This is a genomic window from Methyloprofundus sp. (genome assembly GCF_965251085.1).
Taxonomy (GTDB): domain Bacteria; phylum Pseudomonadota; class Gammaproteobacteria; order Methylococcales; family Methylomonadaceae; genus Methyloprofundus.
Genome location: NZ_OZ252594.1, coordinates 4,251,950 through 4,278,354, shown reverse-complemented (window position 1 = coordinate 4,278,354; position 26,405 = coordinate 4,251,950). Strand labels below are relative to the sequence as shown.

The 26,405-nt window shown below is 42.0% G+C and carries 22 protein-coding genes and 2 pseudogenes; 14 read left to right on the top strand and 10 right to left on the bottom strand.

Annotated features, from left to right (window positions below):
- Positions 1-89: 89 nt before the first annotated feature.
- Positions 90-1,211: a DUF3466 family protein gene (locus ACQY3F_RS20085; protein ID WP_428356834.1), complete on the bottom strand. Its 1,122-nt coding sequence runs from the start codon at positions 1,209-1,211 to the stop codon at positions 90-92.
- A gap of 340 nt (positions 1,212-1,551) precedes the next feature.
- Positions 1,552-2,913, bottom strand: coding sequence for an IS1380 family transposase (locus ACQY3F_RS20080; RefSeq protein ID WP_428352972.1), 1,362 nt, complete (start codon positions 2,911-2,913; stop codon positions 1,552-1,554).
- A gap of 873 nt (positions 2,914-3,786) precedes the next feature.
- Here ACQY3F_RS20080 and ACQY3F_RS20075 point away from each other — a divergent pair.
- The 4 genes from ACQY3F_RS20075 (at position 3,787) to ACQY3F_RS20060 (ending at position 10,035) form a co-directional block, all read left to right on the top strand.
- Positions 3,787-6,498, top strand: a complete 2,712-nt coding sequence (locus tag ACQY3F_RS20075; RefSeq protein ID WP_428356833.1) for a cytochrome C — start codon at positions 3,787-3,789, stop codon at positions 6,496-6,498.
- 438 nt (positions 6,499-6,936) lie between these two features.
- On the top strand, positions 6,937-7,620 hold the full coding sequence (locus tag ACQY3F_RS20070; RefSeq protein WP_428356832.1) for a DUF4956 domain-containing protein: 684 nt from the start codon (positions 6,937-6,939) through the stop codon (positions 7,618-7,620).
- Between the two features lie 107 nt (positions 7,621-7,727).
- Positions 7,728-9,683, top strand: a complete 1,956-nt coding sequence (locus ACQY3F_RS20065; RefSeq protein WP_428356830.1) for a hypothetical protein — start codon at positions 7,728-7,730, stop codon at positions 9,681-9,683.
- A 4-nt stretch (positions 9,684-9,687) separates the two neighbouring features.
- Positions 9,688-10,035: a hypothetical protein gene (locus tag ACQY3F_RS20060; protein ID WP_428356828.1), complete on the top strand. Its 348-nt coding sequence runs from the start codon at positions 9,688-9,690 to the stop codon at positions 10,033-10,035.
- On the opposite strand, the gene ACQY3F_RS20055 is transcribed toward ACQY3F_RS20060, so the two are convergent.
- Positions 9,990-10,739, bottom strand: a complete 750-nt coding sequence (locus tag ACQY3F_RS20055; protein WP_428353157.1) for an ISAs1 family transposase — start codon at positions 10,737-10,739, stop codon at positions 9,990-9,992. The two genes, ACQY3F_RS20060 and ACQY3F_RS20055, sit on opposite strands and share 46 nt — an antisense overlap.
- On the bottom strand, positions 10,718-11,170 hold the full coding sequence (locus ACQY3F_RS20050) for a transposase family protein (protein WP_428354759.1): 453 nt from the start codon (positions 11,168-11,170) through the stop codon (positions 10,718-10,720). Before ACQY3F_RS20050 ends, ACQY3F_RS20055 begins: the two co-directional genes overlap by 22 nt.
- Positions 11,171-11,377: 207 nt before the next feature.
- Here ACQY3F_RS20050 and ACQY3F_RS20045 point away from each other — a divergent pair, with 207 nt between their 5' ends.
- Together ACQY3F_RS20045 and ACQY3F_RS20040 are read left to right on the top strand one after the other, a co-directional pair.
- Positions 11,378-11,842: a hypothetical protein gene (locus tag ACQY3F_RS20045; protein WP_428353676.1), complete on the top strand. Its 465-nt coding sequence runs from the start codon at positions 11,378-11,380 to the stop codon at positions 11,840-11,842.
- Positions 11,843-11,949: 107 nt separating this feature from the next.
- Positions 11,950-13,635 (top strand): putative transposase, encoded by a 1,686-nt coding sequence (locus tag ACQY3F_RS20040; RefSeq protein WP_428356826.1) that lies wholly within the window; start codon positions 11,950-11,952, stop codon positions 13,633-13,635.
- Here ACQY3F_RS20040 and ACQY3F_RS20035 read toward each other — a convergent pair.
- Positions 13,574-14,245: a Druantia anti-phage system protein DruA gene (locus ACQY3F_RS20035; protein ID WP_428356825.1), complete on the bottom strand. Its 672-nt coding sequence runs from the start codon at positions 14,243-14,245 to the stop codon at positions 13,574-13,576. The two genes, ACQY3F_RS20040 and ACQY3F_RS20035, sit on opposite strands and share 62 nt — an antisense overlap.
- 183 nt (positions 14,246-14,428) lie before the next feature.
- On the opposite strand from ACQY3F_RS20035, the gene ACQY3F_RS20030 reads away from it, so the two are divergent.
- The 5 genes from ACQY3F_RS20030 to ACQY3F_RS20010 all read left to right on the top strand — a co-directional run bounded on the left by ACQY3F_RS20030 (position 14,429) and on the right by ACQY3F_RS20010 (position 17,187).
- Entirely contained in the window at positions 14,429-15,337 is a 909-nt protein-coding gene (locus tag ACQY3F_RS20030; protein WP_428356824.1) for a hypothetical protein, read from the top strand.
- Between the two features lie 2 nt (positions 15,338-15,339).
- Complete coding sequence (locus tag ACQY3F_RS20025) at positions 15,340-16,023, top strand: VTC domain-containing protein (protein WP_428356822.1); 684 nt, start codon at positions 15,340-15,342, stop codon at positions 16,021-16,023.
- Between the two features lie 17 nt (positions 16,024-16,040).
- Positions 16,041-16,178, top strand: coding sequence for a hypothetical protein (locus ACQY3F_RS20020; protein ID WP_428356820.1), 138 nt, complete (start codon positions 16,041-16,043; stop codon positions 16,176-16,178).
- A 381-nt stretch (positions 16,179-16,559) separates the two neighbouring features.
- Positions 16,560-16,778, top strand: a complete 219-nt coding sequence (locus ACQY3F_RS20015) for a hypothetical protein (protein ID WP_428356819.1) — start codon at positions 16,560-16,562, stop codon at positions 16,776-16,778.
- A 1-nt stretch (position 16,779) separates the two neighbouring features.
- Positions 16,780-17,187 carry a putative toxin-antitoxin system toxin component, PIN family gene (locus ACQY3F_RS20010; protein ID WP_428356817.1) on the top strand — a complete coding sequence of 136 codons (408 nt, stop codon included), beginning with the start codon at positions 16,780-16,782 and terminating at the stop codon, positions 17,185-17,187.
- 409 nt (positions 17,188-17,596) lie between these two features.
- Here the strand turns inward: ACQY3F_RS20010 and ACQY3F_RS20005 are convergent, their stop codons facing one another.
- Positions 17,597-18,673, bottom strand: a complete 1,077-nt coding sequence (locus tag ACQY3F_RS20005; protein WP_428352924.1) for an IS91 family transposase — start codon at positions 18,671-18,673, stop codon at positions 17,597-17,599.
- Positions 18,670-19,577, bottom strand: a pseudogene (locus ACQY3F_RS20000) (tyrosine-type recombinase/integrase). Before ACQY3F_RS20000 ends, ACQY3F_RS20005 begins: the two are co-directional and overlap by 4 nt.
- Before the next feature lie 211 nt (positions 19,578-19,788).
- Between ACQY3F_RS20000 and ACQY3F_RS19995 the strand changes: the two are divergent.
- Together ACQY3F_RS19995 and ACQY3F_RS19990 are read left to right on the top strand one after the other, a co-directional pair.
- The gene (locus tag ACQY3F_RS19995) at positions 19,789-21,198 is read left to right on the top strand and encodes a DUF2130 domain-containing protein (RefSeq protein ID WP_428356816.1); all 1,410 of its coding nucleotides are present in this window, start codon (positions 19,789-19,791) and stop codon (positions 21,196-21,198) included.
- A gap of 347 nt (positions 21,199-21,545) precedes the next feature.
- A pseudogene (locus ACQY3F_RS19990) lies at positions 21,546-22,331 on the top strand (sulfite exporter TauE/SafE family protein).
- 446 nt (positions 22,332-22,777) lie between these two features.
- On the opposite strand, the gene tnpC reads toward ACQY3F_RS19990, so the two are convergent.
- The 3 genes from tnpC to tnpA are packed head-to-tail and all read right to left on the bottom strand — an operon-like array spanning position 22,778 to position 25,138.
- On the bottom strand, positions 22,778-24,412 hold the full coding sequence (gene tnpC / locus ACQY3F_RS19985; protein ID WP_428355929.1) for an IS66 family transposase: 1,635 nt from the start codon (positions 24,410-24,412) through the stop codon (positions 22,778-22,780).
- 46 nt (positions 24,413-24,458) lie between these two features.
- Positions 24,459-24,824, bottom strand: a complete 366-nt coding sequence (tnpB, locus tag ACQY3F_RS19980) for an IS66 family insertion sequence element accessory protein TnpB (RefSeq protein ID WP_428353703.1) — start codon at positions 24,822-24,824, stop codon at positions 24,459-24,461.
- Between the two features lie 41 nt (positions 24,825-24,865).
- Complete coding sequence (tnpA, locus tag ACQY3F_RS19975; RefSeq protein WP_428356814.1) at positions 24,866-25,138, bottom strand: IS66 family insertion sequence element accessory protein TnpA; 273 nt, start codon at positions 25,136-25,138, stop codon at positions 24,866-24,868.
- Between the two features lie 74 nt (positions 25,139-25,212).
- Between tnpA and ACQY3F_RS19970 the strand changes: the two genes are divergently transcribed.
- A protein-coding gene (locus ACQY3F_RS19970; RefSeq protein ID WP_428356813.1) for an ISAzo13 family transposase occupies positions 25,213-26,390 on the top strand; the annotation gives its coding sequence in 2 pieces (ribosomal slippage) (positions 25,213-26,002 and positions 26,002-26,390; 1,179 coding nt in all).
- The last annotated feature ends 15 nt before the right edge of the window (positions 26,391-26,405 follow it).

Genomic DNA, 26,405 nt, shown 5'->3' with positions numbered 1-26,405 from the left:
AGAGCATTATAAGTTATATAAAATGGACCAAATTAAGCTTATTGGTGATTAATAAGGTGGCTAGTTCATGTAAGTTAGTTTTAGTCAGCTTATAGCTGGACTCTGAAAGCAGTTGATGTACTTTTTCCATTTTCTTTGTCAGTCCAGAAGCGGCCTCTACCAACGACAACGCCGTCATCACTGATGCTGTAGGCTTCTCTTAGCTCTTTCCATTTGTCTTTGTCGCCAGCAGGAAGCATCTCGTATAGGTCGAGTAATTGTCCGTCTTTATAGACAAATGCGTGTCTGCCACCATCAGCATCACGTCCGTCACCAACGACATGTCCATGTGTGTTGATGTCATAAGCTTTGGTATCGCCACCAAATCCAGGAATGGCCGTCATAGCGGTTCCGTCAGATATAAATGCAGCATACTGACCTGAAGCATTTAATGACCAACCAGTAGCCTGGCCTTTATCGTTGATAGCTCTTGCCTCGGAATATCCAGTGTCATCTAGAGAGCCCAGGTTAGTTGCTACGCCGTCTTTATAGATAAAAGCAAGTGCTGATCCGTCTGCTGTTGTTGCAACACCGGCAACTTGACCTGAGTCATTGATAGCAAAAGCAAAAGAGCGTTCGCCACCCAAAATATCGCCATCTAGTGGCTTAAATGTGCCGTTTGCTGTGTCATAGCTAAATGCTACGTGATCAGTATTGTCAGCAAGCGTTGCAGACCAGCCAACCATCATGCCACTATTGTTGATGCCATAAGCTCTGGAGTCTGTGCCAGCACCTAAAGTGCCGATATCCTGAGTAGTTGATCCGGCTTCGTTATAGATTGCATGGTAAACACGAGAGCCATCGTCTGTTTTGATGGTATCAAATCCAGCAATGGTACCGCTATTGTTTACTGCACGGCCTTGAGCGCGTCCCCCACCTAGTCCCTCAAGGGCTTCAATATGTCCATCTTCATAATGGAAGCGGACAGGTACGGTTACTCTGTCAGCACCGCGTGAGCGACCTGAAATAACAGTACCATCATTACTGATGCCATAAGCATAAGAGAAAGAACCTTCAGCAAGTATGCCAAGGCTAGTAATTTGTTCACCTTTAACCATTTTTCCATGGGTTGCAAGACCAACCTTGTCCACGATAAATGCACTGCCATCGAATGCTAAATCGGCTCTAAAGGTTTGTCCGCCTACATCGATATCCGTTAACTTAAATTTCAAATCTTCTGGCACCTTGACTACAGGGCTTTCAGGCACTGTAGTCAAGGGTGTTATTGAATTCAGTAGAAGCTTATTGGGCGGCTGAAATGTCAATTTTACGTTATACCTAAATCCTGCAAGCCCATATTTTGACTCTCATTAACCTGTCTAGCTAAGTGGTTATTAGGTTTTTACTGCCGCTTTGCCAGCCCTCTTTGTCCAACCGATCAAAATATCCAGATTTAAATCATAAATAGAGGAAATTTTTTGTATCGTATGGATATCCCCCGAGCCCAAGGCAATAAACACCCTGCCAACGTGCCATGACCTTTTAATCAAAGTGACTTAACTTCGGTTAATGTTAAGCGAGTAACCCCACCTTAACCCAATCATCCCATTCCTGTGGATAGAGCGGATCTGCAGGTGTTCTGACTCTCAGCTGATTATTGCCTGTGAGTAATTTTCCAGCCACCCGAATCAGATAAGTACGAAGTGTATCCGGCTCCCATTGGCACAACGTTTTGTTGCCACTCAATTGAGCCATCCAGCGCACGGTATTGTAGGCAAGAACGGCGCAATGAAATAATGCGGCATTAGCCAGAAATTGATTCGTTCTGATTTTACCTAAACCCATTTGTGATTTTGCTTCTTCAATCCATGTTTCGCACGTCGCTCGTTCACCATACTTCTTATGTGTTTGCCAAGGCGATAGAGGTTCAGTTGTTACATAACAAAAATAGTCATATTCTGCCGTATCCCAAAGCTCGGACTGAGGTCCTGTCACTTGTTTAGGTTGCTTTATCCTGACCGCGACAAACTGACGAGAGCGAGACCAGCCACCACAACGATATTGAAACTCGCTCTGCTCCCAACCGGGTCGGCCTTGTATGGCTGTCCAGGCCTGTTTGGCCAGCAATGCGTTCAAATTCTTAAGTTTAACCTTTATTAGATACCCATGCCCTCTGGTATCGAGAAATTCAAGCAAATCACCGACAAAATAACCACTGTCACCGCGAAAAATAATGCGCATCCGATTGGGCAAGTGTGCAAGTAACTGTTTGGTAAATTCTACAACACCATTGCTTGTAAAGGCATTGCCTGTCCGGAACCAGGCTTGTAAAATTTCTTTTGTTTCCGCTAGAAAAGCGAGTTGTGGATGGTATGAACGGGCACCTTTCTTTTTGGGGTTGAAGCCTTTGGCACTTCCTTCTTGTCGACCACAAACGGTGTCCACAGTTGAATCGACATCGACCCACTGGACGGATTGTATGCCAGTTTTCGATTTTCCGGAACGAAGCAATCGCCGCCAGTGTTGACCACGCAAAGTATGCGTGAGCGTTTCAAACTGGCTTATCTGCCTATCACTTACTTCTTTAAAGATCCGTAAAATTGTGGTTTCAACAGGAATCTTTATCCAGCCAGCTACTTTGCGCAGTACGCTATCTGCCCATACGGTCGTCACCTTTGCCATTGATGTTGCTCCCCCCATCATGCCAACCAACGTCAATAGAACCACATCAGATAAGTGATGGTCTGCATTTTCACCCCGCCGATGTGGAACGCTTTGTTTTACGGTTTTTTCAAAACCTATCCTGTCTAAATATTTCACGACGGGAATCAGTCCCGCCTGGCTTGTCAATCCATGTGCTGTAGATGTCATTTTTACCGTTCGGGTACGGTTTCTTACGTGAGATGAGGATTTTGATACTTTAGAGGGCTTCATTAAAACAATGAGATAGTGAAATCAGGAAAATGATATTATATCATTGTTTAATAAGGAGTTTTGTGGATTATTATGTATAATGCTTGCAGGATTTAGGTTATACATGACTTCCATGAATTGCGGATGGTAAATTTCCAGAGAGCTACCAGTAAGAGTGGCTTGGCTAGCTGCATTGCTGACTGTGCTGCACCAGTGCCAATGAAGCAAGCGTTAGACCAGAATATTTCATATTTTTCACCTGAGAGGTTTTATTATTGTTTTAAGATATACCTATGTTTCAGCTATCTTAGCTTGTATGATTTTGCCTTCATTTTGAAGGGCTAGTGAAAATCATTGTATTTTTATAAGCATGTATCATGCCATAAAATAATTTCTGATAGCTGGCTAGCGATATAAATTTAGTGTTATCCATTTATATTGGCGGAATTAACGAGCGTTCTTTTATTTTTCTAGGGGAATCGGGCGGTTTCTTGAATAAAAAAACTGAAAACCAGTGAGTCATATGATGCATTCGTTGTGTTAAATGACCTTGTATGTTGCTTTAGTTTTCATTCGTCTTTGTTTAGTGGCTTAGTTTTATGAGTATTCTTTTGTATTAATCTCGTTTTCCGTCAGGCTAACATTTACTGTCAGTTGTTTGCGATAGAGGGCTTTAAGCGTCTGGGTGGGGTTGTGAAATTAAAGGTCTATCTGGCTTTTTTCGGTAATTTATGAAAAAAATAAAAATGTGAGGTATATCACTTATTAATTAAATACTAGAAATAAAATAAAAGATTGGCTTAATGTTTGCTTGTTACATCGGAGACGCTAATTATCGTTTGTGGTAATTTAGTTATTAATATTAGGTGATGTAACGTGTTTTTTGACAATTTTATGACGGTATCTAACAAATATGCAAAGCAAAAACAGCTTATTTTAATCGGCTGTTTTTTAATGGCATTTGCGATGACTGATAGCTTTGCAGCTATTAATGCTTTTGATAGAGCAGTGGATCACCCGCCTATTCCTATTTTAGATGAACAAGGAAATCATGTTCTAGAGACTCATAAGCCCTATAGCCCGAAAAAAACCTGTGCAGGGAGTGGTTGTCATGATTACGAAGGGATTACCCATGCTTATCATTTTGAGATGGGGCGCGATGAAGCGAATGATAAATACGGCGCAAAAAGAGGTTTACCTCAATTAGTATCACCTGGTTATTATGGTGGCTATACCTGTATGCAAGGAAATAACCCGCAGGTGCTTGCGAAAAAAGTTAATAAAAGTTCTGCTGATTTTGCCGATCTTGGTTCGGCGGGATGGGTTAAAAGCTGTATGAGTTGTCATGCTGGTGGTGGCTGGGCGGAGAAAGACCGTGATGGTATCCGTTATGATGAGAAAAAACTAGCGGATATCAAGCCATGGGATGGGGATTATTATGAACGCATGATTAACCCGCAGACGGGGGAGAAGGAAATAGCTCTCTGGGACTGGAAAAAAAGTGGTGTTGGCGAGGCAGACTGCCTGTTTTGTCATGTTAGATTTTCTAAACTAAAATTGCCTGAAGATAGTGGCTTGAGTAAAGCCTTATCGCCTCGAAAGGCGAGAGTCGCGCTAGTTGAGCAAGGGTTTTTTCGTCAGGCTGCATCTGGTTTAATGGAGTATGTACAAAATACGGATGGCAAGAACTTGCTAAGCATTGCCCGCTCAGATGAGCAATTCAGCCTAGATGAAGAAGGTTTGCCGATTCTAAATTGGCACGCAGATGCTTTTACTGAAACTGGCCGTGTTGTCTTATCAATGCTGCGCTTTCCAGAAAATAAGAACTGTATGGAGTGTCATTTAACCAGTAATTCCCGGCGAGGTTTTTATGGTTTTGGTGAAGAGGCTAAGCAGACCCTGGCAACGGATGGTGGTGATGAGGTTGCAGGTGGAGGTGGAACAATTGAAGATGATTATCGGGATGATGTGCATAAAGGAACAAACTATATAGCCGATAATGGCGAAAAACGGTCCATAGAAAGTTGTAATTCCTGTCACGCCAGTCAGTACTTTAAGCCGGAAACAGCTAATATAGATTTAGATGCAGATCATAATTTCCCTAAGGGAAATTCAGATATGGATGTGCGCAATGATCTTGATTATTCACCTAATGTCAGGTCTTGTGAAGAGTGCCATATCAACTCTATTAATGCGGTGGTTGGTGCTAAATACGATTCTTTATTGCACTCACACACTGAACTATGGAAAGAGAGTGGTGATCTTAATGGCTATGATGATGCAAGTTTAACTCCGATTACTCAGACACATTTTGATGTTGTATCCTGTCAGACTTGCCATATCGTTGATAAGACAGATGGCAATGGTAAAGCTTTTCAGATGATGTATCGCTTTAGAATAGCCGAAGACGGACAGTCTAAAATCTCTCCTTACAATCCTAGATTGAGATATTACTGGCAAGATAAAACTAGCGGACATATTTTAATCAAGACAGAGCGGGATGCAATATTTGATCATGCTGAGGACGCAAATGTTGCGACCATTACTGATCCACTGAGTGGAGAGGCTTTAGGCAGTGTGTCCGTTGCTCGAGGAAAAAGTGGCTTGATCTATTTAGAGAGTGATTTTATCTATGGTGATCCAGCGACTTATGCTGATTTTAAGGCCGTAAAAAAAGCTTATGATAATTTACTCAGGAAAAAAGGTTATAACAATCCTGATGTGAATATGGTCTGGTCAGAGTCTAATGAATATGTGATTTCTCACAATACCCGTGCAACAGAAGAAGCCATGCCTTGCGCTGACTGTCATGAGCGTGAAGCGAATGGAGTTATCAGTCAGCAGGTTTCTGCGCAGGGTATATTGGGCTCTAGCAATAGTCGAGTGGTTGCCAGAATACCAGATATACGCCTGGTCTCTGAAGGAATTGTAAGCATAGGCTTACCTTATAGTAAGTTACAGGCAAATGGCACGATTACACAGAATGTCGCTGATATTTTACAGGAAAGTAGCGTAGATCCTTTTATGAGCTTGCTGAAAAACTCGAGTGCCAGTGAAATTACTGGTAAATTTATTAAAAGTAGCGCGACAAGCATATTAGAGGCAGCTGATCCTGATTTAGTAGAATTTCTGGCACCTCAATTTACTCATCCAGATAGCTTTATTTTTCAGGCGAGTAAAGGTGATTTAAGCTTGCGCAATATGCTAGTTGCGGTTAATAGTAGCATTGCTAATAATATTTTACTGCCTACTTTTCGAGTCTCTCTAGGGATGCTTATAGGCGCAGAAAAACCGGCGCAAAGCCTATTGGATGAACGTAGCTTTGGCGCTTTACGTTCCAGGGTATTTTACTTTGATGTCGTGGACCAACAGAAAAATCAGCAGGCCCAGATTAATGATGCGGTGATGCTGATGAAGGTTGCTTACAAAGGTATACAGACTGACCTGGATAATATTAATATTGTTATCGCAAATATACAGGGCGAACGTATTCGCATGCTGCCAGAAAACGATTTAGTGCATATTCAGCCTGCCACTGTGCTAGAAGAAGGTTACGTTATTTTTAAAATTCGCGAAACGGGTTATTTTCTGGTTGCTGATAAGTAACGGGCGGTAACTTATTCAGGCGCAGGTGGGCTAAAGAGGCTGTGAAAGTATTGTTCTTTTAGCCTCCCCCTTGAGAAGGCAATACTGTTGACTTAAGAATAAACCCCTTCTCCAGAGAGAGAAGGTTGGGATGAGGGGATTATCAATGCATGATTTATCCTCCTCACCCAACTCTCTCCAGCAAGAGAGGGCTTAAGTCAACTGCAGTGCCTTGGAGAAGGGGGGTATATTTAATACACTCACAGCCTCTAAAGCTACGATCTACATTTGTTCTTTTGCTTGCTTTGAAAATGCCGTATTTCGATTTCCCCAGAATTATGCGAATCTCCCTTAATCTCCAGTGTATGTAAAACAATTCAAGCTTGCTGATACATATCGAAATTCGGCCTGGCAGGGCTATACTATAAACGCGGATTTAATTTTGCAGAATAAAGAAATATGTTTGATTCAATAACGGTGCAAACCGCGACCGAGGTCGAGAGTATTTCTATCTTGATCTTCACTATTGCTCTATCGTTCGTGTTATCCACGCTATTAGCTTTTGTTTACCAAAAGACCTTTCGCGGCTTATCTTATTCACGCAATTATGTGCAATCGATTGTGCTTATTTCTATTATTTCTGCGGTGGTAATTCAGTCGGTGGGGGATAGTTTATCGCGGGGGATAGGAATAATGGCCGCGATGTCGATTATTCGCTTTAGAACCCATTTTAAAGATCCACGCGATACCCTGTTTTTATTCGCTGCGCTTGCGGCTGGGATTGCTTGTGGCTCCTATGCATTTCCGGTGGCTATTATTGGTACACTAGGATTTTCTATTGCGGCGATAGTCTTATATTATTCGCCATTAGGCCCTAATAGTTACTTTGATGGCATGCTTAGATTTAACCTGCAGGTTAATAATTCACAGCAAAAAGAACTGGAACGCCTGTTACAGGAATTTTGTAAATCCTTTGCTTTAGTCACTATGCGCGAAATGGCCCAGGGCGAGCGCCTGGACTATGCTTATCACATCAAGTTACGCAAAGCTAAGCGCCATGAAGATTTTATGGCTGAGCTAAAACGAATTGACGACCTGCAAGGTCTCAGCCTGATGATGCAAGAGTCCACTGTGGATATATAAACTTATGAACCTCAGCTGACGCCAGAAAGCATTATAAAAAATTGAATACTATATACAATGATCACAAAATCCGTGCTCACCTGCGGTTTCTAGGATAATTGGTAATAATGCAAAAATTCCTCCTCCCTGTCTGCTGGTTGCTTGCGCTGATGAGTGTGTTTGTCTTATCGGCTTCATTAATGGATAAATCGCTGCATTTTTTTGGCATTGCCGGCGAGCGGGAACAGACCATTAGTTTTCAGTATCCCGTTGAAATAATACAGGTTTTTGTCGCAGAAGGCGAAAATGTTGGTCAGGGTGAACTGATGTTGGAAGTTAGACGGCATGAGTTAAAAAGTAGCCTAACCATGCTGGAGCAGGAAATCAGAGGCTATGAATTGCAAAAGCAAGAGGCTAGCAATGCCATTGACAGTCAATTAGCTGGTTTGAATGCAAAAAAGCAAGCGATCAGCGCAGATATGGATGCGCAAATTCATGCCCTGGAGCTGAGATTAAAAGTTAACACCGAGATGATGCAAAGGTTTTCCGGATTTCTAAACGGTGCGAATAATATTCCAGAAAGTCCTGAGCTTCAGGATTTAAAAAGAAAGCGACATTTTTTAATTCAGGGCATTCAAGTGGAAATTGACCATTTAAACGAGCAAAAAAATGCGACTAATCGACCGATTGATATGCAAGTTAATGCGCTAGTGCAGCGTAAAGAAGAGTTACAACGTCAAACTGTGGGTTTAAAAGTTAATGCGCAATTTGATGGACGGATCGGTAGCGTACATTTTAAAACGGGAGAGCTGGTTTCCCCTTATTTACCCATTTTAAGCCTGCAGAGCCGAATCCCCCGGCATATTAAAGGCTATATCCATGAAAACGTTGTTAACGATGTCAAGCTAGGGCAGCAGGTCTGGGTTCAATCCATTGCGCTCAATCAAGATGCCAGACCACTACACGGTAGGGTTGTAAGTCTGGGAAATCGAATTGTCGAATATCCCGCGCGGCTGAAGAAAAATCCACTGGTTCAAGCCTGGGGCCGAGAAGTCTTGGTGCGTCTGGATAGTCTTGAGCATAGACTATTATTTGGCGAAAAAGTTCAGGTGTTTTTAGAAAACCCGGAAAAGTCGGGATGGGAGTTTAATATGAATAGCAAGGCGAATGCGCAGGGACTAGATGATTTTGAAGCTCAATCGGCATTAAAAATTAGCTCTAGCCATGCAAAAATACCGGCGGATAAAATCGAAGCTTCCGGCTTATTATGGCTTGAAACAGAGGCACACTATCTGCTGATCGGTGATGAGCAATACCGCAAACAAGCGGGTATCTTTGTTATGCAGGAAGGCGGAGTCGTGTCGGAGCACTTATCGCTGGGTACTGCTAAAAAGAGCGAAATTGATGATCTGGAAAGTATCAGTAGCGATGGTGAGTATATTTATATTTTAAGCTCCTTATCGCATAATAAGAAAGACAAGCTTAAAGCAAACCGCAAGAAATTACTCCGCTTTAAATATCAAAATCAGCGTGCTACTGAGCAACAGAGTGTTGATTTGTATGCGCAATTTAAAAAACTAAAAAAACAAACGACTGATACTCAGTTAGCCGCCTTTTTAAAGCAGGCAATCAAGCAACATAGTTTAGATATAGAATCTCATTTTATAATGGATGATGCACTATACCTGGGCTTTAAATCACCCTTTATTGCGAGTGATAAGACCCTGATTATGAAAATTAACTCTATCAGTGCTTTATTTAGGGGAGAAACTCTTTCGGCAGAAATCTGGCGTAGCCTGCGTTTACTAGACCCCGAAACAGGTGAGCCAATGCTGCTCTCGGATATGATTCAAGTGGATGGGCAATTATTGCTATTAAGTGTGTCGCGCTCCTCACTAGCAAGTAGTGTGTTATGGCGTTACCAGTCGGAACAGGGCATACTCAGCGCAATGCAGATATTCCCGGGTTTAAAAGCTGAGGGCATTGCCTTTCAGCCTGGAAAATCAATATTGACGGTGGTTTTTGATGCTGGCGGTAAAAAGCACTCTAAATATTTGAATATCGCGTTTCCTGATTCACCGTAGACAGATGCAAAAAAAGTTATTGATCCTCCTACTTATACTTGGGAGTTCGCATCTTGCCTATGCAAAAAATGTGTTTAATGATTTTTTACTCGCTGCGCAGACTGATGTTAGCGGGCTTGATCCGAGTGTTGCAGGGGAAACCGATATGAATGTTGTGAGTGGCTTGATTGAGACAGCTCAATTCAGATTTCATGCCCAGGAGGATAATAATCCCAATGTGGGGCAGGATGAATTCTCCTATGAAATACGAGTCAAACCAAAGGCCTGGGGGCAGCGTGCAGGGTTAATTTGTTCATATTCTAAACCTTATGCGGCACAAGGCCTCCTGGTATTTTTTGTAATTTTCAAATAGTCTAAAACAGCTCTGGTATTCTTATTGAGTTGCCTCATTTTCTTTGAAATCCCTTTCTCAACTTTTGATTTTATTAATCCGATAGCAAAGCGCCTAAGACGGGTCATGTTCTCAGGGCCATAACCGGTACGAATTGTTGAGCGATCTTCATCAAAAACCCAGTCAATAATATAATGACTGACTTCAATAGACCAGTGACCTCGAACTTTATATAAGATGGTTTTCGGATCTGCGTCTTTTTTTGTTCTGCTGGTCACACCGTAAGCGGTCGCAAGTGATGTTTTCCCACTTTTCTTGTCCGTTATTTCTCGTTCTATGCGATAAACCTGGGCAACATGAGGGAATAATACATACTCACTTAATTCCGATGTGACCCAGATTCTACGAATCTCAATTCGTCCGTGCCCGACAGACACTTTGTCTTCATAATCTGCCAAACGGCTATCATTTGAAAAGTAGGTGGTAATATCATCAAGCAGTGTCGGCTGGTTTCCTTTGACACTAAAATAATAATGCGCTTTTCGTTGTTCTACTAAATAACGCGCGAATTCAGTCTGGGTGTGCAAAGCATCGCTGGTGATATCTTTATTTTCAATCGGTAGTGTATCTAATAATTTCGGAGCAAATGTTATTTCATTGGTTTGCTTAACTTCATCCGACCCATCTCCAACAGGCAAAGTACCTACTTTTTTTGGGCGTAGCAAATTCCTGTGGTATGCCCAACAGCACTCATTATTTGTGTTTGGCGCCCTGATTCATCAATCGCATTACACATGACTTTGCCATCTATTGCGAGTGAGTTGTCATCCTGGGCATAGGCTTTGTTCCAGGCATTAAAGGCTGCGTCAAGTTCATTCGGGTCTACTCTTACTAAGATATTTCTAAAAATGCTTAGGCTTGGAATCACATAACGGCCTTTATCATAACGGCAACGAAAATGCGCTCTGGACTTTTGAGATAAGCTTTCAGCCCAGTCAAAAATAGATTCATAGCTCCTCATGCCGCATAACACAGCTCCAGCGGCTATTCCCAGAACAGTCTGTATTCTATGGCGTCGCCCTTGGGCTCTACGGGGATCATTAATTTCCTTGAAGAAATCCGGTAATGAACGCATTTGATGACGCGTTATTTTCATTTTTACCTCACCTAATAAAAAATGATGACTTAATATCAGACATCTTGATTCGCTATCCTGAAAGAAATCCATTAAAACTTAAACTAGGCAATATAATTAAAGGGTTAGGGGATTATTGTCAAATGATTGATATTTTCAGCTAAAGAAATGAAAACGGTACTCATTTAGGTTAAACTAAGCCCTCATATCATACGAGGTATTCAATTAATGCAGCAACTCATGCTCCCAATAATTCCTCAGGGTACGACTATTATAAATGGTCAGGTCAGTGTTGATAACCGAAATGATGAGTGGTTTTATTTCCTCGGCGGTATCCCGATCTATTCTCACCAGGCTGACAATAAGAGATTATTTAGACTTCACACCTCTCAACTCATCAATACCGGCTCCTGTCGTTCAATCGATATTATTACAACCTTTGGTGTCTCTAAAAGTAGTGTTATGCGCTCATTAAGGCAACTACGAGAAAAAGGGGCTGATTCGTTTTTTGAACCTCGCCCGACTCGCAAGGGAGGACCACTCTTTACGCTTGAGGTTTTGCAGCAAGCTCAGGAATATCTGGATCAAGGTATGACGCCTAACGAAGCCGCTAAAGAATTAGGCATCCGGGCAGATACCTTTCGCAAGGCGATCAGTGATGGACGTTTAAAAAAAAGTCTGCCGTATCAATAGACCCCAATGATGGCAGTACCAAATCAGCCCGTGATATTATTGATGCCAGTGCAGCCGAGTCACTCGGTACGGCCTGCACTCGAGTAGAAGAGCGAATCCAGGCGGCTTTGGGTGAGCAGGAAAAGGGAGCCTCAATCGAATTCGAATCCTGTTTAGATGTTCCTAAAGGCGGTGTGTTATGTGCATTGCCCGCGTTACTTAGCAATGGCTTATTAAATGACATTGAGCACCACCTTGGCAAACTGACAGGTTATTATCAAACCTTTCATATCCTATTGCTACTCGCCTTTATGGGACTATGTCGCATCAAAAATGCCGAACAACTTCGCGAGCATGCACCGGGTGAATTCGGCAAACTACTTGGCCTGGATCGGGTTCCCGAAGTGCGCTGTTTAAGAACCAAAGTAAAAGGACTGTCTGATCCAGAATCAGTTGAAAGCTGGGCGGCCGACCTCAGTCGACAATGGATGGAAAATGAACCAGAGGCAGCAGGAACACTCTACATAGATGGTCATGTCCGTGTCTATCATGGACACTTGACTAAACTTCCCAAACGGCATGTTTCACGCGAAAAACTCTGCTTACGGGGTATCACCGACTACTGGGTTAATGATGGTACGGGGCGTCCCTTCTTTGTCGTTGAAAAAACGGTGGATCCGGGCTTACTAAAAACGCTGGAAGAAGATATCGTCCCCCGATTACTCAAAGACATTCCGAATCAACCGAGTGCACAAGCATTACAGCAAAACAAACAAGCCTGTCGTTTTATCCTGGTGTTTGATAGAGAAGGCTATAGCCCCGCATTCTTTAGAAAGATGTGGGACAAGCATCGTGTCGCTTGCATGACCTATCATAAATTTCCCACCGAAAATTGGCCACTGGACAATTTTTCCAGTCAGGAGATCACACTACCGAGTGGTGAAAAAGTCATCATGAAACTCGCCGAACGAGGCAGTCTGGTTGGAACCAAAAAACAGGCGATGTGGATGAGAGAAGTGCGCAAGTTGACTGATTCTGGTCACCAAACCAGTATTATTACCACAGCCTATGAACTAGAATTGACGGCTGTTTCTGGGCGAATGTTTAGCCGGTGGTGCCAAGAGAACTTTTTTAGATATATGAAGCACCACTATGGGCTAGGTATGCTACAGGAGTATGGAATAGAGCCACTATCCGACACCCAAAAGGTGGTCAACCCTGATAGGCGCCAACAGGAAGGACAGCGTAATTCGATACAATCCAAACTCAATTACCGTCTATCTCGATTTGCAGCGATGGAACTTCATCCGGTGATTAAAAAAGATGAAACGGAAGATGTGAAATACAAGAAATGGGAAAGAAAACGAGCAGAATTACTCGAAGAAATAGAGCATTATGAAAATGAACTAAAAACCATCAAGGAAAAACTAAGCCAAACGCCCAAACACATTACCTGGCAAGAGTTGAGAGACGAAGATAAGTTCGAACAGCTTCTGCCAGGGAAAAAGCGGCTGATAGATACTGTCAACATGATCGCTTATCGGGCAGAAACAGCAATGGCCGCTCTGCTAACCTCACCGACAATCGACTTTCCGATGGCAAGGCAACTATTACAAACGCTGTTTGTGACAGAAGCAGATATATTACCCGATGAAGTAAAAAAACAACTTCGGATACGTGTGCATAGTACTTCCCGACCTGCAAGTAATAAAGCAATAGAAAAGTTATTTGAACAACTCAATCAAACGGAACTCAATTATCCAGGAACCGATCTGCGCTTAATTTATGAGCTGACTTCATCCGCAAAAAATTAGGAAATGGTCTCAAATTAGTTTCGTCTGAATCAAGATGTCTGAATATAGTGTGAGATAAAACAGATTGTGCTCGACGATGAAGTGGCTTAACGAAAATCAGCTTTTTGTGCTCTGTTTGAGCAGAGTAACCGTCTGTTACCCTGCGAAACCCTTTCGTGTAACCAATAGCCTGCCAGTTACTGGCTCGATAAACACCTCCATGAAATCGCTTTGGATCGACAAAGGTCTCGACCAACAAAATAGGGTGTCCATACTTTTCAACCCAATCATTGGATAAGCGTTTAAGGCACAGTGAAAGGAGGCGTGATCCTAGGTTTTTATCATGCCTCGTCGGTAATATCAAAAAACGGCTGTTGTTGGCAATCAGTTTTAAGCGGCCCGTTTGGTGGCGATAACTCCATCCTATCCAGCTATCACGAGCCGCACACTTTAATGCGGCGGCCGAAAAGCTGATCAGTGCAATCCATTCTGTTTCAGAATAGGCCACATACCAAAGGGTTTCACCAATTTTTGGAATAGCACCTAAGTAATGCTGGGCCTCCATCAAATCCTGATATTTTGGTTCTTCTTGCTTTAAAATGGGCCTGACTGATATTTGGTTGAGTTGCATCGTTTTATCTCAAGAAACTGGATAGAAACTATACATGCTTTTCATGGGTTTGTCCATCTTGGGGTGTAACTCATTACCATGCTTACCCTTTATAGCTAGAACAAATTAGCCGTGGGGCAGCGTGCTTTAGAAAAAGATATTTTAAAATTACACTTAAATCAGCAAAATAAACTCTATAACGCCATGCTTGATTCGGCTCTGCAAAAGCGCTATGTCATCTTGCTGAAGTACCAGGAGCAGCTTAGCACTACGCAATACCTGTTCAAGTTGTCTGAGCTATTAGCTCAGGAAATATCACTGATACAAAGACAAGTGATGACCGATAAATTCAATGCTGAAAAGCTACTGGATGCTGAGGGCATGCTGGTACAATCTAGCGGCTTGGCGGTTTTGAATCTGGCACGCTTAAATGAAATTCAAACGCTATTAGGCTTGCCACTGGATTCTGCTGAAACGGTGTTAGATAGCTCCGGTGGAAATTGGCTTATCAGCTTTGAGGCTATCACGGGTCGTCTAGCAGATATGACTGAAGTCTCTCAGACAGCTCCGAAAATAACGGATCAGCGCCTGAAAGTAGAAATGACTCAAGCAAAAAATGAGCTAATAAAAACCGAGCAGCAAATAGGCGTTAACTTATTGCGCTTTACTTACAAGGATAATAAAAATGACGAAACGGCTTTCCAGTTCGGCATTAATATTCCCTTAGGGACGCAATTCAATAGGGCAGAAAGTCAGTATCAGCTGCAAAAAGCTCAGGCGCAATTAGACCATAGTATCGTGAAAGTCCAACAGTCTCTGGATGAAATAAAAAAAGAAATAAGCTGGTTAGCAGGAGAAAAGAAATTAGCGAATCTGCAAATTCAGCGGGTGCAAAAACACCTAAAAAACGAGGCGCTTAAAGCTACTCCGAGCTTATTGATTAATCTGCGCAAGCAGCTGGTAGAGCAGCATAAAAAAAGTACAGAGATCAAGCAAAAAGCACTCAGGCAATATATCAGCTATCTATCGCTATCAGGCCAATTAACCGAGCAACCCCTGCGTAACTGGATTCATACCGGGGAACCTGAATTAGTCCCTGGCAAAGTTAATTAATTATGTCGACCGTGCCTACGTTACCTGCGACTCTCAAGCGATACGAGCTTAAGTATTTTATCCCTGTTGCCTATGTAGAGCCAGTGTCAGATTTTTTAAAAATCTATTGTGCACTTGATCCTTACTCGGAATGTGCTGTCGATAATGATTATTTTTACACGGTCAGTAGTTTGTACTTTGACTCACCTAGCTATCAGTTCTTTAAGCAGCGAGTTGAAGGCAAAGCCGAGCGCTTTAATATGCGTGTACGTGCCTATGGCGACGGCGAGAATGCACCGTACTTTCTGGAGGTTAAAGCACAGCAGCGCGTCTCAGGCATCGTAACCAAATACCGTGCAACTGCCCAGCAAGATGAGTGGCCTGATATTTTAACTGACCCTGGATTCAGGGTTTTAGCATCAGATAACAGTGTAGAAAAAACCAATAAGGAACTATTTTTGAAGCTGGCATTGAGCTATGCTATTGAGCCGAAAATACTCACCAAATACCAGCGCAGAGCTTTTTATTCCACGGTCGATAATTATGCAAGAGTGACAATGGATGCAAAAATGCAATATCGTAAAGAGCATGAGTATAACTTATGCTCGAAGGATGGCATGATCTATTATGATAATGAAACGATCTACGAAAACAATGCGCATAGCCAGGCAGGCATTATTTTAGAGTTGAAATGTAATGTAATGTAGGTGAAGTGCCCTATTGGATGCTGGATTTAATACGCCTGTTTGATTTAAAGCAAACCAGTTTCTCCAAGTTCGTAAGTAGCGTTTTGGTGAGTCAGTATGATAATGGCGATTCATTTATGCCGTTTGACCGTCAGTTTGGTTATAACTTTGGCTGAATTATATGGCCTGAACTCGATTGCAGTACGTTATTTATATCCAGTACTCATGTATTAAATGTGTGTTATCCCGTTTAGCGCTATTGACCTTAAACAGTATTGTTTATAATATTTGATGGTAAAGTGTATATTGTTCAGATCTTAATAGACCTAAGTTTGTCTTTCATGACAGTATTGAGGATATTGATAGCAAACAGATCGAAATTATTTTAACGAAGCTAGTAATGTTCCTGGTCAACAAATATTTCAATGCTTTCAGATAAATTAACTAAGAAAATTCACCAAAAATATGACTCTAATATAATATTTGTTATTGGATGAAAAAAATCGATTTTTTGGCATATAAAATAAAACTTTATATGCCTACATAGGAGAATAGATATGCAAACAAAAAAATTAAGTAACCTGCAGTTAGAGCTGCTAAAAGTATTTAGTTATCAACTTAATAATCAACAATTAGTAGATATAAAAAAACTACTCACAAATTATTTTTCGGAACAGGCTACAAAAGAAATGGATAAGCTTTGGGATGAAAATAAATGGGATAATGAAACAATGACAGAATGGACAAATGAACATCTAAAAACACCTTATCAATAAAATGAAAGTTGTTTTAGATACCAATGTTTTATTAGTTTCAATCGCAACAAAATCACGTTATCGGGTTATCTTTGATAGCCTGATAAATAATGGTATTACCTTAATCATCAGTAATGAAATATTGAGTGAATACACGGAAATTATTGAGCGTAAAACAAATATGATGATTGCAAGTAATATCAGTGAGATGTTAGTGAGCTTACCAAACGTCTATAAACAAGAGGTTTATTATAGATGGGGATTAATCGAAGAAGATAAAGATGACAACAAATTTGTTGATTGTGCAATTGCTGGTAATGTAGATTATTTAGTCAGTAATGATCAACACTTTAATTGTCTGAAAAAAATTGATTTCCCTAAACTGAATTTATTGAGTATCGATGAATTTATGGACTTACTTAACAAGTAAAGCCAGAATACTAGCACCAAGCTGGTTCTATTAAAATTCATATCGGAGAACATTAGCCTGATATTTATCAAACTCTGCATAACGAATAAGGTTAGATTGTGATCGCGAAGCGAGCCACAATCTGAACCGTTTGTTGGACAAGCCCGGCACGATAGTAGGAATTCATTTAATGCGCTCTATGAAAATAGCTTTTTGTTGATCAGCCCGACTGATGAATCGAACCTCTGTTTTTACCTGTTTAACTGAACTTTGAGCGTTGTCCATTGCAGTCAACTCTCAAAGTCCAAGTATCGGAGCAAAATTCTGCCTTAATCTCCGATTTTAGCCCAAGCAACTCCCTCAGCATTTAATCCGCTGATAGCCTGGGTCGAAGTGTTTAAATTTACATAAGCGCTAGTGATTCCAATTGTTAAGTTGGCAAAGGCTGAAACATTATTTCCACCCTGGGTATTTGCCGACGCCCAACAACCATCGCCCCGCCACAACATTTGCAACTGAATGCCGGCCGTACTTTGAGTGCACGCAATATCTTCGTCGGGTCAAACTTTAGCAGGGAGTGAATCAACTTAATAACACCCTTGCTATTCGGATGTAAAAAGCCATAATTGCGCGCACGACGAAAGCCTTTAGGCAAAACATGTTGCAGCACCAGCCACAGAAATTTAGCCCCCGATACCGTTTTGGTTTGATAGCGTTTGGTTTTGCTGTCTTGATAACGGTAGGTTACTTTGCCATTTTGGCAGGATAAGATATCCTGTTCACGAATCACACCACGATACAGGTATCGACCCAGATATATCAATGCTTTATCGCCTGCACCGACAAACTTACAATCGACCACCCATTTTTCCGGAATAGCTGTGGGAAATGGCAACTTTTCTTCGTTCATACGCGCTAGCATCTTTGCACGAAATACTTTTGCTAGTGCTTTATGATGAAACAGGTATTTGCCTTCCTTAGTGCGCCAGAGCTTCTTGATTTTATCCACGATTGCCGCAGGCATAATGACATGAATATGCGGATGATAATTTAATTCGCGTGAGTGTGTATGTAAGACAGCAATCGCCCCGGCATCGCCTTGCAACTGCTTATCATTTTTACTAAAACTCTGTAAAGTCGCCCAGGCACAGTCAAACATCATACTGTAAAGTAACCGCGGATGCTGCCTGGCTAACGACCTTAACTGCGCAGGTAAGGTAAAGGTATTCATAAAATAATCAGCAGGGACTTGTTTTTGTACCTGTCGTTCAATCCATTGTTGACTCTCATGATGTTGACAATGCGGGCAGTTACGCTGGCCACAGGAATGAGGCACAAAGGTTTGATAGTCACAGTCTGCACAGTTAACCTGCATCACAGGACTCAGCTGTGTCCGACAGCTCTTCATGGCATGTAATGCACTGATCTGATTGGAGCGTAAACGAGATTGATACTCGCTTAAAAAGTCAGACTGAAATTGATCAATCACTGCAGCTAGGGTTATCATGAAATCTGCCCCCAGTGAATAGAAAAGTCATTGACTAACTGATTAATGTGCAGCTCTGCATTCTCATCGGTAATATCGGTCAAATGCGTATAGCGAGCCGTGGTTACTAAACTGGTATGGCCCAGAATCTTCTGCAACTCAACTAAATCAACCCCGGCTTCTAACAGGTGAGTGGCGTAACTGTGGCGCAGCGAGTGGCAGGAAATCTTTTTTTTAGTCCCATTTCTTGCGTCACAAGACGGATTGTCTTCTGGATGCCACCGCGATCAAGGGGGGATTCAGCAAGATGTGCACCTTTTAGACCCCGGGCACGGTTGGGAAATACCAGCACTGGATTTTTATGCACAGCCCAAAACTTACGCAACACCTTCAAGGTATTCACAGGCAAAGGCACAAGCCGATCCTTATTGCCTTTGGCATTGCGAATATGTACCCGCATGCGTGTCGCATCAATATCACCTACTTTCAGGCTTAAGCCCTCGCCCAAACGTAAACCTAGACTGTAAATCGTAAAATAAAAAACTCGATAGCTTAGATTACGGGTCGACATAAACAGTTGTTGTGCTTCAACCACAGTGACAATATCGGGTATACGCGTACATCGTGGTGGTTTAATCATTAGCACATCAACCCACGGCTTTTGTAGCACATGTGTATAGAAAAACTTGAGACCATAGAGATCTAGTTTCACGGCACTCCAGGAAAGGCGGCTTAAAAGAGCATGAAAATAATCCACCAGTTGATCTTGCGTTAAGTTATCCAGATGCCCCTGAAAGTGTTCCCCGATACGGCGAATAGCGCGTGAATAAGCGTCAATGGTTTTGGGTTGCAGTCCCTTAAGCTTTAAATGCTTACAGTGCTGGATATAATAATGGTTGAATTTAAGCTCTATCGATGGTGTCATAACAGTGTAACCTCATTATTGTTAGTTGGATGAGCTTACAAGTTACCTGTTATGCATATAACAGGCAATGAGGTTACACTTTAAATTTAAGGGATGCGCTGTTTTTCTCCGCGATAGCGGCTTCGTCCAACCAAAAAATCAACCAGACAAGCTGATTATTTTTACGTTAGCCGTCACTCAGTAAAATTGTAAACATAGAGGATTAATAGTCATGCACGAAATCATTTGTCCGCATTGTAAGAAAGCATTCAAGATTGACGAAGCTGGGTACGCGGACATTTTGAAACAGGTTCGCGATAGTGAATTTGAGGAACAGTTGCACGAGAGGCTTGAGTTGGCCGAGAAAGATAAGATAAATGCTGTTGATCTTGCCAGGGAAAGAGTCGGCAGCGAAATGCAGAAGGCGGCAGCAGCCAAAGACATTGACATTCAAGGGTTGAAGGCAAAACTAGAGGCTGGTGAGGTCGCGCAGCAACTTGCTGTGGCCGAGGCTCTGAAAGTCGTTGAAAAGGAACGGGACGCATTCGCCAACGAACTAAAGCAGGCCAAGCAAAATAGCGAAACAACTTCGGAGCTAGCTAAGGCAAATCATTCAAATCAACTTCAAGAGACCACTGCTAAAAAAGATGCAGAGATTCAAGAGCTTAAGACAAATCTCAGCGCTAACGAAGTTGCGCAGAAGCATGCAATTACCGAAGCGGTCAATGAAGCGGAGAAGGGGCGCAATCAACTGAAAAGTGACCTGGACCGAGCTACGCTAGAAAAACAGCTCGCTGAGACGGCACTCAAAGATAAGTACGAGACGCAGATCAAGGATCGTGAAAACGAGATTGAGCGCCTCCGGGATATGAAGGCCCGCCTCTCGACCAAGATGGTTGGAGAAACTCTCGAGCAACACTGCGAAACCGAGTTCAATCGTATTCGAGCAACTGCATTTCCCAAAGCATACTTTGAAAAAGATAACGACGCGCGAACTGGTAGCAAGGGCGACTACATCTTTCGCGATTCAGATGACTCGGACACTGAGATCGTTTCGATCATGTTCGAGATGAAGAATGAGAATGACGAAACAGCGACCAAGAAGAAAAATGAAGATTTTCTTAAACAACTCGACAAGGATCGGAGTGAAAAACAGTGTGAATACGCGGTTCTCGTATCTCTTCTTGAGCCTGATAGCGAGCTTTACAACTCAGGTATTGTCGATGTGTCCCACCGCTATCAAAAGATGTATGTCATCCGACCGCAATTTTTTATTCCGATAATTACATTGTTGCGAAACGCCGCCCAGAACTCATTGAAATACAAAACTGAGCTCGCTATAGTGAAAGAACAGAACGTTGATATCACAAACTTTGAGAGCGAGCTTGATGCGTTTAGGACAGGTTTCGCTCGGAACTACGAATTAGCATCGAAAAAATTTAAAACAGCTATCCAGGAGATCGATAAAACTATCGACCATCTTCAGAAGACCAAGGATGCGCTGCTTGGCTCTGAAAACAATCTCCGACTTGCCAACAACAAAGCTGACGACCTGACCGTTAAAAAATTAACCAAAAAGAATCCCACAATGGCAGCGAAATTTACGGAGCTCAAGAACGATGATAGTTCCGATTCTGCATGAGTTGGGTTCTACCACGAGTGAGCAACTTGACCGCTAACAGGGGCGATCCCTACGCTAGAAAAGGGGGCAGGTCTTTCAGTAACGCATTGGAATATATTAAGGTAATTAATATTGCGCTATAGAAAGACCTAAACATTCCTCAGCAGTTTGCAAGATATTTTACTAAATTTAATTATCCTAGAAAAATCAGTTGAGCGCGAATTTATAATGCAAGATATTGAATTAATATAACATTTTTTGCAAGTGCGGTGGGGTCAAGAGCTTGTGCTAGAAACCGTGAGCAACTGATTTTTCTAGGATTATAAGACATAGGCAGGTGAGAGTTGACTATTATCCATGAAATCGAAATGTTTTTGCTACTGGGCTTATTCACTGGCTTTCTTTCTGGTTTATTCGGCATCGGCGGAGGTTTCATGAGAATCCCCATATTTATGCTTGTTTTTCCGCTATTAGGCATACAAACCACCCTGTTGATGCATTTTTCCATTGGTACGTCAATGGCATTGGTTATCCCCACAGCCCTAGCGGCTTCGATAAAACAATATAAACAAGGCAACCTGGACTTAAATTACTACTGGACGTGGGGTTGTGGAATTTTTCTAGGAGTTGTCATAGGTTTAATGCTGGTTCCCTATTTCACAGTACAGACATTTCAGATCCTGTTTTTAATTCTTGTGCTGACTGTTTTAGTGTATTTGGGGCTTTTTAGCGAGAGTAGAGTTATTGCCAACGCTGCTCCCTAGGGAATTTTGAAATGGTTTATTGCTGCTCTGACCGGCCTGGTATCGGCATTAACGGGTACTGCAGGCGGCGCCATCACTGTGCCCATACTTAAAGCTTTCAATGTTCCCTTGAAAAAATGCATAGCCATTGCTTCAGCGACCGGTTTGGTCGTAGGGCTGGTAGGATCTGCTGGCTTTGTATTTCATGGCCTGAACATTCCAGACCGGCCTCATTATTCATGGGGATATGTCAGTTTACTTGTGTTTTTCGCTATGGCACCGACAGTTTTTGTCGGTGCCAGTCTAGGAGCGAAGGCCAGCAATCAATGCTCGGAGCGTTTAATTAATCGCGCGTTTGTACTATTACTTCTGATCATTGCTGCAAATATGCTGTATAAGCTATTATCCTAGAAAACGTGAACAACTGATTTTTCTAGGATTGTGGTGGTGCAAAGGGGATGTGGGCTTCAAGTGGATTAGCTCGATTTGAGTTAGCGCATGTGTTTGGCCACAAAAGTGATGAACGAGCATTGGAAAAGAATGTGTTTAGTGGTCTATCCAGTAAGGTAGAGTCAACTAATGAGGTTAGTACGTATGAAAGTAAATTTATTTTTTCGCTGTTGGGCGAAGCATAAAAGGCAATAAAAAGAGACTCAGGTCTTTCTATGATGCATTGAATGATGAATTAGGGAGATGGAAAGAAATAATCATCCAAACGAAGTAAGCTTGTGTCTCAATAATTTATAATAATGAATTCTGAATTTATTCTCACACTAGGCAGATAAGCTTGTTGATATTAACAGATAGCATTATAGGTTGGATTATAAAGTAAGCGCTCAACGAAGCACGTACTTGCCCTATTCAGGCGTATCTGATTTTTTAATATTCCAGGGCAACAAAGCCTCCACTTTATCAACCGTATCAGCATAAGGTAAAGCAGTGAGAACCTGCTTAAGATATGCATAAGGCTCCAGCCCATTTGCTTTAGCTGTTTCTATCAGGCTGTAATGTATTGCACTGGCACGAGCACCTGCAGGGGTATCAGAAAATAACCAGGCTTTGCGCCCTATCACAAACGGGCGAATCGCATTTTCTGCCAGGATGTTGCTAATATTGAGTTCACCATGGGTGCAATACACATTGAGTTTTTCCCACTGGTTACTCAGGTAAGTCATTGCCTTTCCTGTCAGGCTATCTTTAGGTACTTTATGCTGGTTTTCTTCCAGATAGGCTTTGAGCTGGTTCAATACAGGAATGCTCTTCTCCTGGCGCTGCTGATATTTTTCATCCACTGACAGGTCTTTAATTTCTCGCTCAATGACATACAGTTTATTGATCAGGCTCAGCGCTTTACCTGCTTTTGAGGGTTTGTTATTTTGTCCCTTTTTGCGTTTAGGCTGTGCATTCTGGGCATCTTTAAAATAACGACGCGCATGATCCCAGCACCCCAGCTGGGTGATGCTGTTTTTTTGGCACACGGCATTGTACCCCGCATAGCCATCGGTTTGCAGATAGCCACTAAAGCCGTCAAGCAGGCGCATGGGGACGTCTCCACTACGAGAGGGATCGTATTCAAACAGGATGCTTTTTTCACCCGGTGGCCCGCCAAGCGTCACCCACATATATTTATCTGAGGTCGCTGGCCGCCCCGGTTCTTTTAATACCTGAACCCGCGTTTCATCAGCGAGTATGACTGCCCCTGTGTGTTGATGCTCTCGCATCAGGTTAATCAGGGGCTGAAGTTGTTTAGCCAGTGCGATCATCCAGTTTGCTAATGTCGCTCTGGAGATGTCACCCCCATAACGAGACAAGATGCCTTCTTGCCGATATAAAGGTAAGCCGTCAGCATACTTGGCGATAATAACAAAGCACATTAAACTGATGCTTCCCATTGCTCTGGCAATAGGGTGTCTGGGCATTTGTGCGGCTTTAACCTGGCGTTGCTTTTCGCCTTCAATCTGTTCGACAAAGACCGCTTTTTCCTGCATGTATTCAAGAACACGTACTTTAGCAGGAATAATATCCAGCTCTTCTTTCACTTTCGTGAAGAAAGTATCAATAGCGCCTTCTTTTTCTTCATCCGTTAAATGAATAAAAATTTGCTCGCGGGGTAACTTATCCGAAAAGGGTTTGCGTCCCGGCTTTTTCTTCGTGCCAGTAGAACTTGTCTGCTTATCGCCCTCAGGTGCTTCATCAGCTTCCTGGTCTAATTCCTCGCTGCTATCTGCTTCATTCTCTGCTTCATCAAACAAAGAGGATTGATGAGATTGTTCACTCGATGACCCAAAGCGTTTTATTTTAGATAAGCGTAGTACCTCTTCCAGAATAAGGATGCGTTTTTTCTGTTCGGAAATCACCCCAGACTTAACTTCAATCACACGCGTCAGTTCATCAATAGCCTCTTCTTTTTCAAGCAACAAAGCAACACTCTCCGACAGCAAAGAACCGGCTTTATCTTGTTGTTTTATATTTGAAATATCGGCTAAAATCATGGCTTTATTATAGCATTTATAGTGGCAATAATGAACACAAAAACAGCTAAAAAACAGACTCATATTGAAGTTTTTTATGACCCTTCATCGCGCTAATATCAAAGCCATCCAGCAACCAGTTTAACGGCTGTCCTGTTAAGGTTAATGTCTCTTCATCACCTTTAGGCCACTTAAATTTGTCTTCTACCAATGACTTGTAATAAAGGACAAAACCATTATCTTCCCAGAACAGACATTTAATCTTATTCCGCTGTTTATTCGTAAAGGCATAGAGAGCCCCCTCAAAAGGATTATGCCCTAACTCACATTCAACAATCGCCGATAAGCCCCGATGTGACTTACGAAAATCAATGGGCTGCCGATACAGATACACTTCTGTCAAAGACAGAGAGGGACGCATAACAACCGTCATCGCAACAGCTCAAGCAGTGGTTGAATACACGGCATAGTATCCTACGTAATACCTTCCAGACGTGTGCCATCATTAAATCGTAAGGATAATCCAATAGCTAGATCCGGTGAGATACCCTCGTCAACCCGAATGCGCGTAAATCCTGTAGGGGAAGTAGTAGGCTTTACAGTCGATTTACGTTTCCAGTAGCCGAACTTTTGCGGGCATAAATCATGTTGCCGACAATAAGCTGCCTGTGATTGGCCTGATGCCTGCCAGTGCTCTATGTGAATAGGCCAGAAAGTCTTTTCCTGTATTTTTTCTAACGCTGCCATTTAAAATTCCCCGTGGTATTTAACAATGGGGATAGTTTGGCATTAATCTGAGTTGCCGTGAAGTACGCTGACTATTGAGCGCTTACATTATAAATACAGCCCATCGTTTAAAAGGCTCGGTACGTCGTATATTCATGGCTGAAACGGTGGAGCTACTAGGCTCAGGTGGTGCAAGTATTGCTGAAGAAAAACTAGGATGGAATAGAGGCACTATCCGAAAAGGACAATATGAACTTGAAACTCAGCCCATAGAAGATAATTTTTCAGCGAGAGGGCGTAATAAAAGTGAAGAGCATTTTCCTCATCTACTTGATGACATAAAAAAAATTGCTGAACCGGAGTGTCAAACGGATCCCTCTTTTAATTCCTGTCGATTATATACCCGGCTAACGGCTAAAGAAGTTAGAAAACGTTTACTGGAGATTGATTATTATGATGAAAAAACATTACCTTGCTCAAAAACTATCAATACAACATTAAATGACCTGAGTTACCATCAAAAAAAGGTACAAAAAACAAAGCCTCATAAGAAAATCAAGGAAACGGATGCAATTTTTGAACAAGTTCATTCAGTCAATGGAATGGCAGATATCAACCCAAAAGAGATTCGTATATCAATTGATGCCAAAGCAAGAATGAATATAGGAAATTTTTCACGGGGAGGACGAAATCGGGTTTTAACAAAAGCAGAGGATCATGATTTAGATGTTAAGGAAAAGTTAACTCCTTTTGGTTTTTATCTGCCTGAACATGATGATTTTTTCCTTTTCTTTACAGCAGGCTATGCCAGCAGTGATTTCATCGTTGACCGATTGGAAGAAATTTGGCCAGAAATTCAAGAAAAATATGGAGTAGATATTCTGACACACACGCTGACAATGGTATGGAGAACAGTAGCTCCAGAACTCAGTTTATAAAAAGGCTTGTGGAGTTTGCTGAAAAAAGCAACATAAAGATAAAACTGGCCTACTACCCTCCTTATCATAGTAAATATAACCCAATTGAACGAGTATGGGGAGCCTATGAAAATCATATTAGTGGCGACATAATGGATACAGTTGAAACAACTTTAAAATTTGCCGAAAGTATGACCTACAATGGCAAAGCACCTCTTGTTAAATTAACAGAAAAAATATATGAAACAGGAGTAAAGGTAGGTAAAAAAGCAATGAAGACGTATTATCAGTTTGTTGACCGAATGCCATCGTTGGAGAAATGGTTTTTGACCATTTCTCCTGGCTGTTCTGGATGATTATTTCTTTCCATC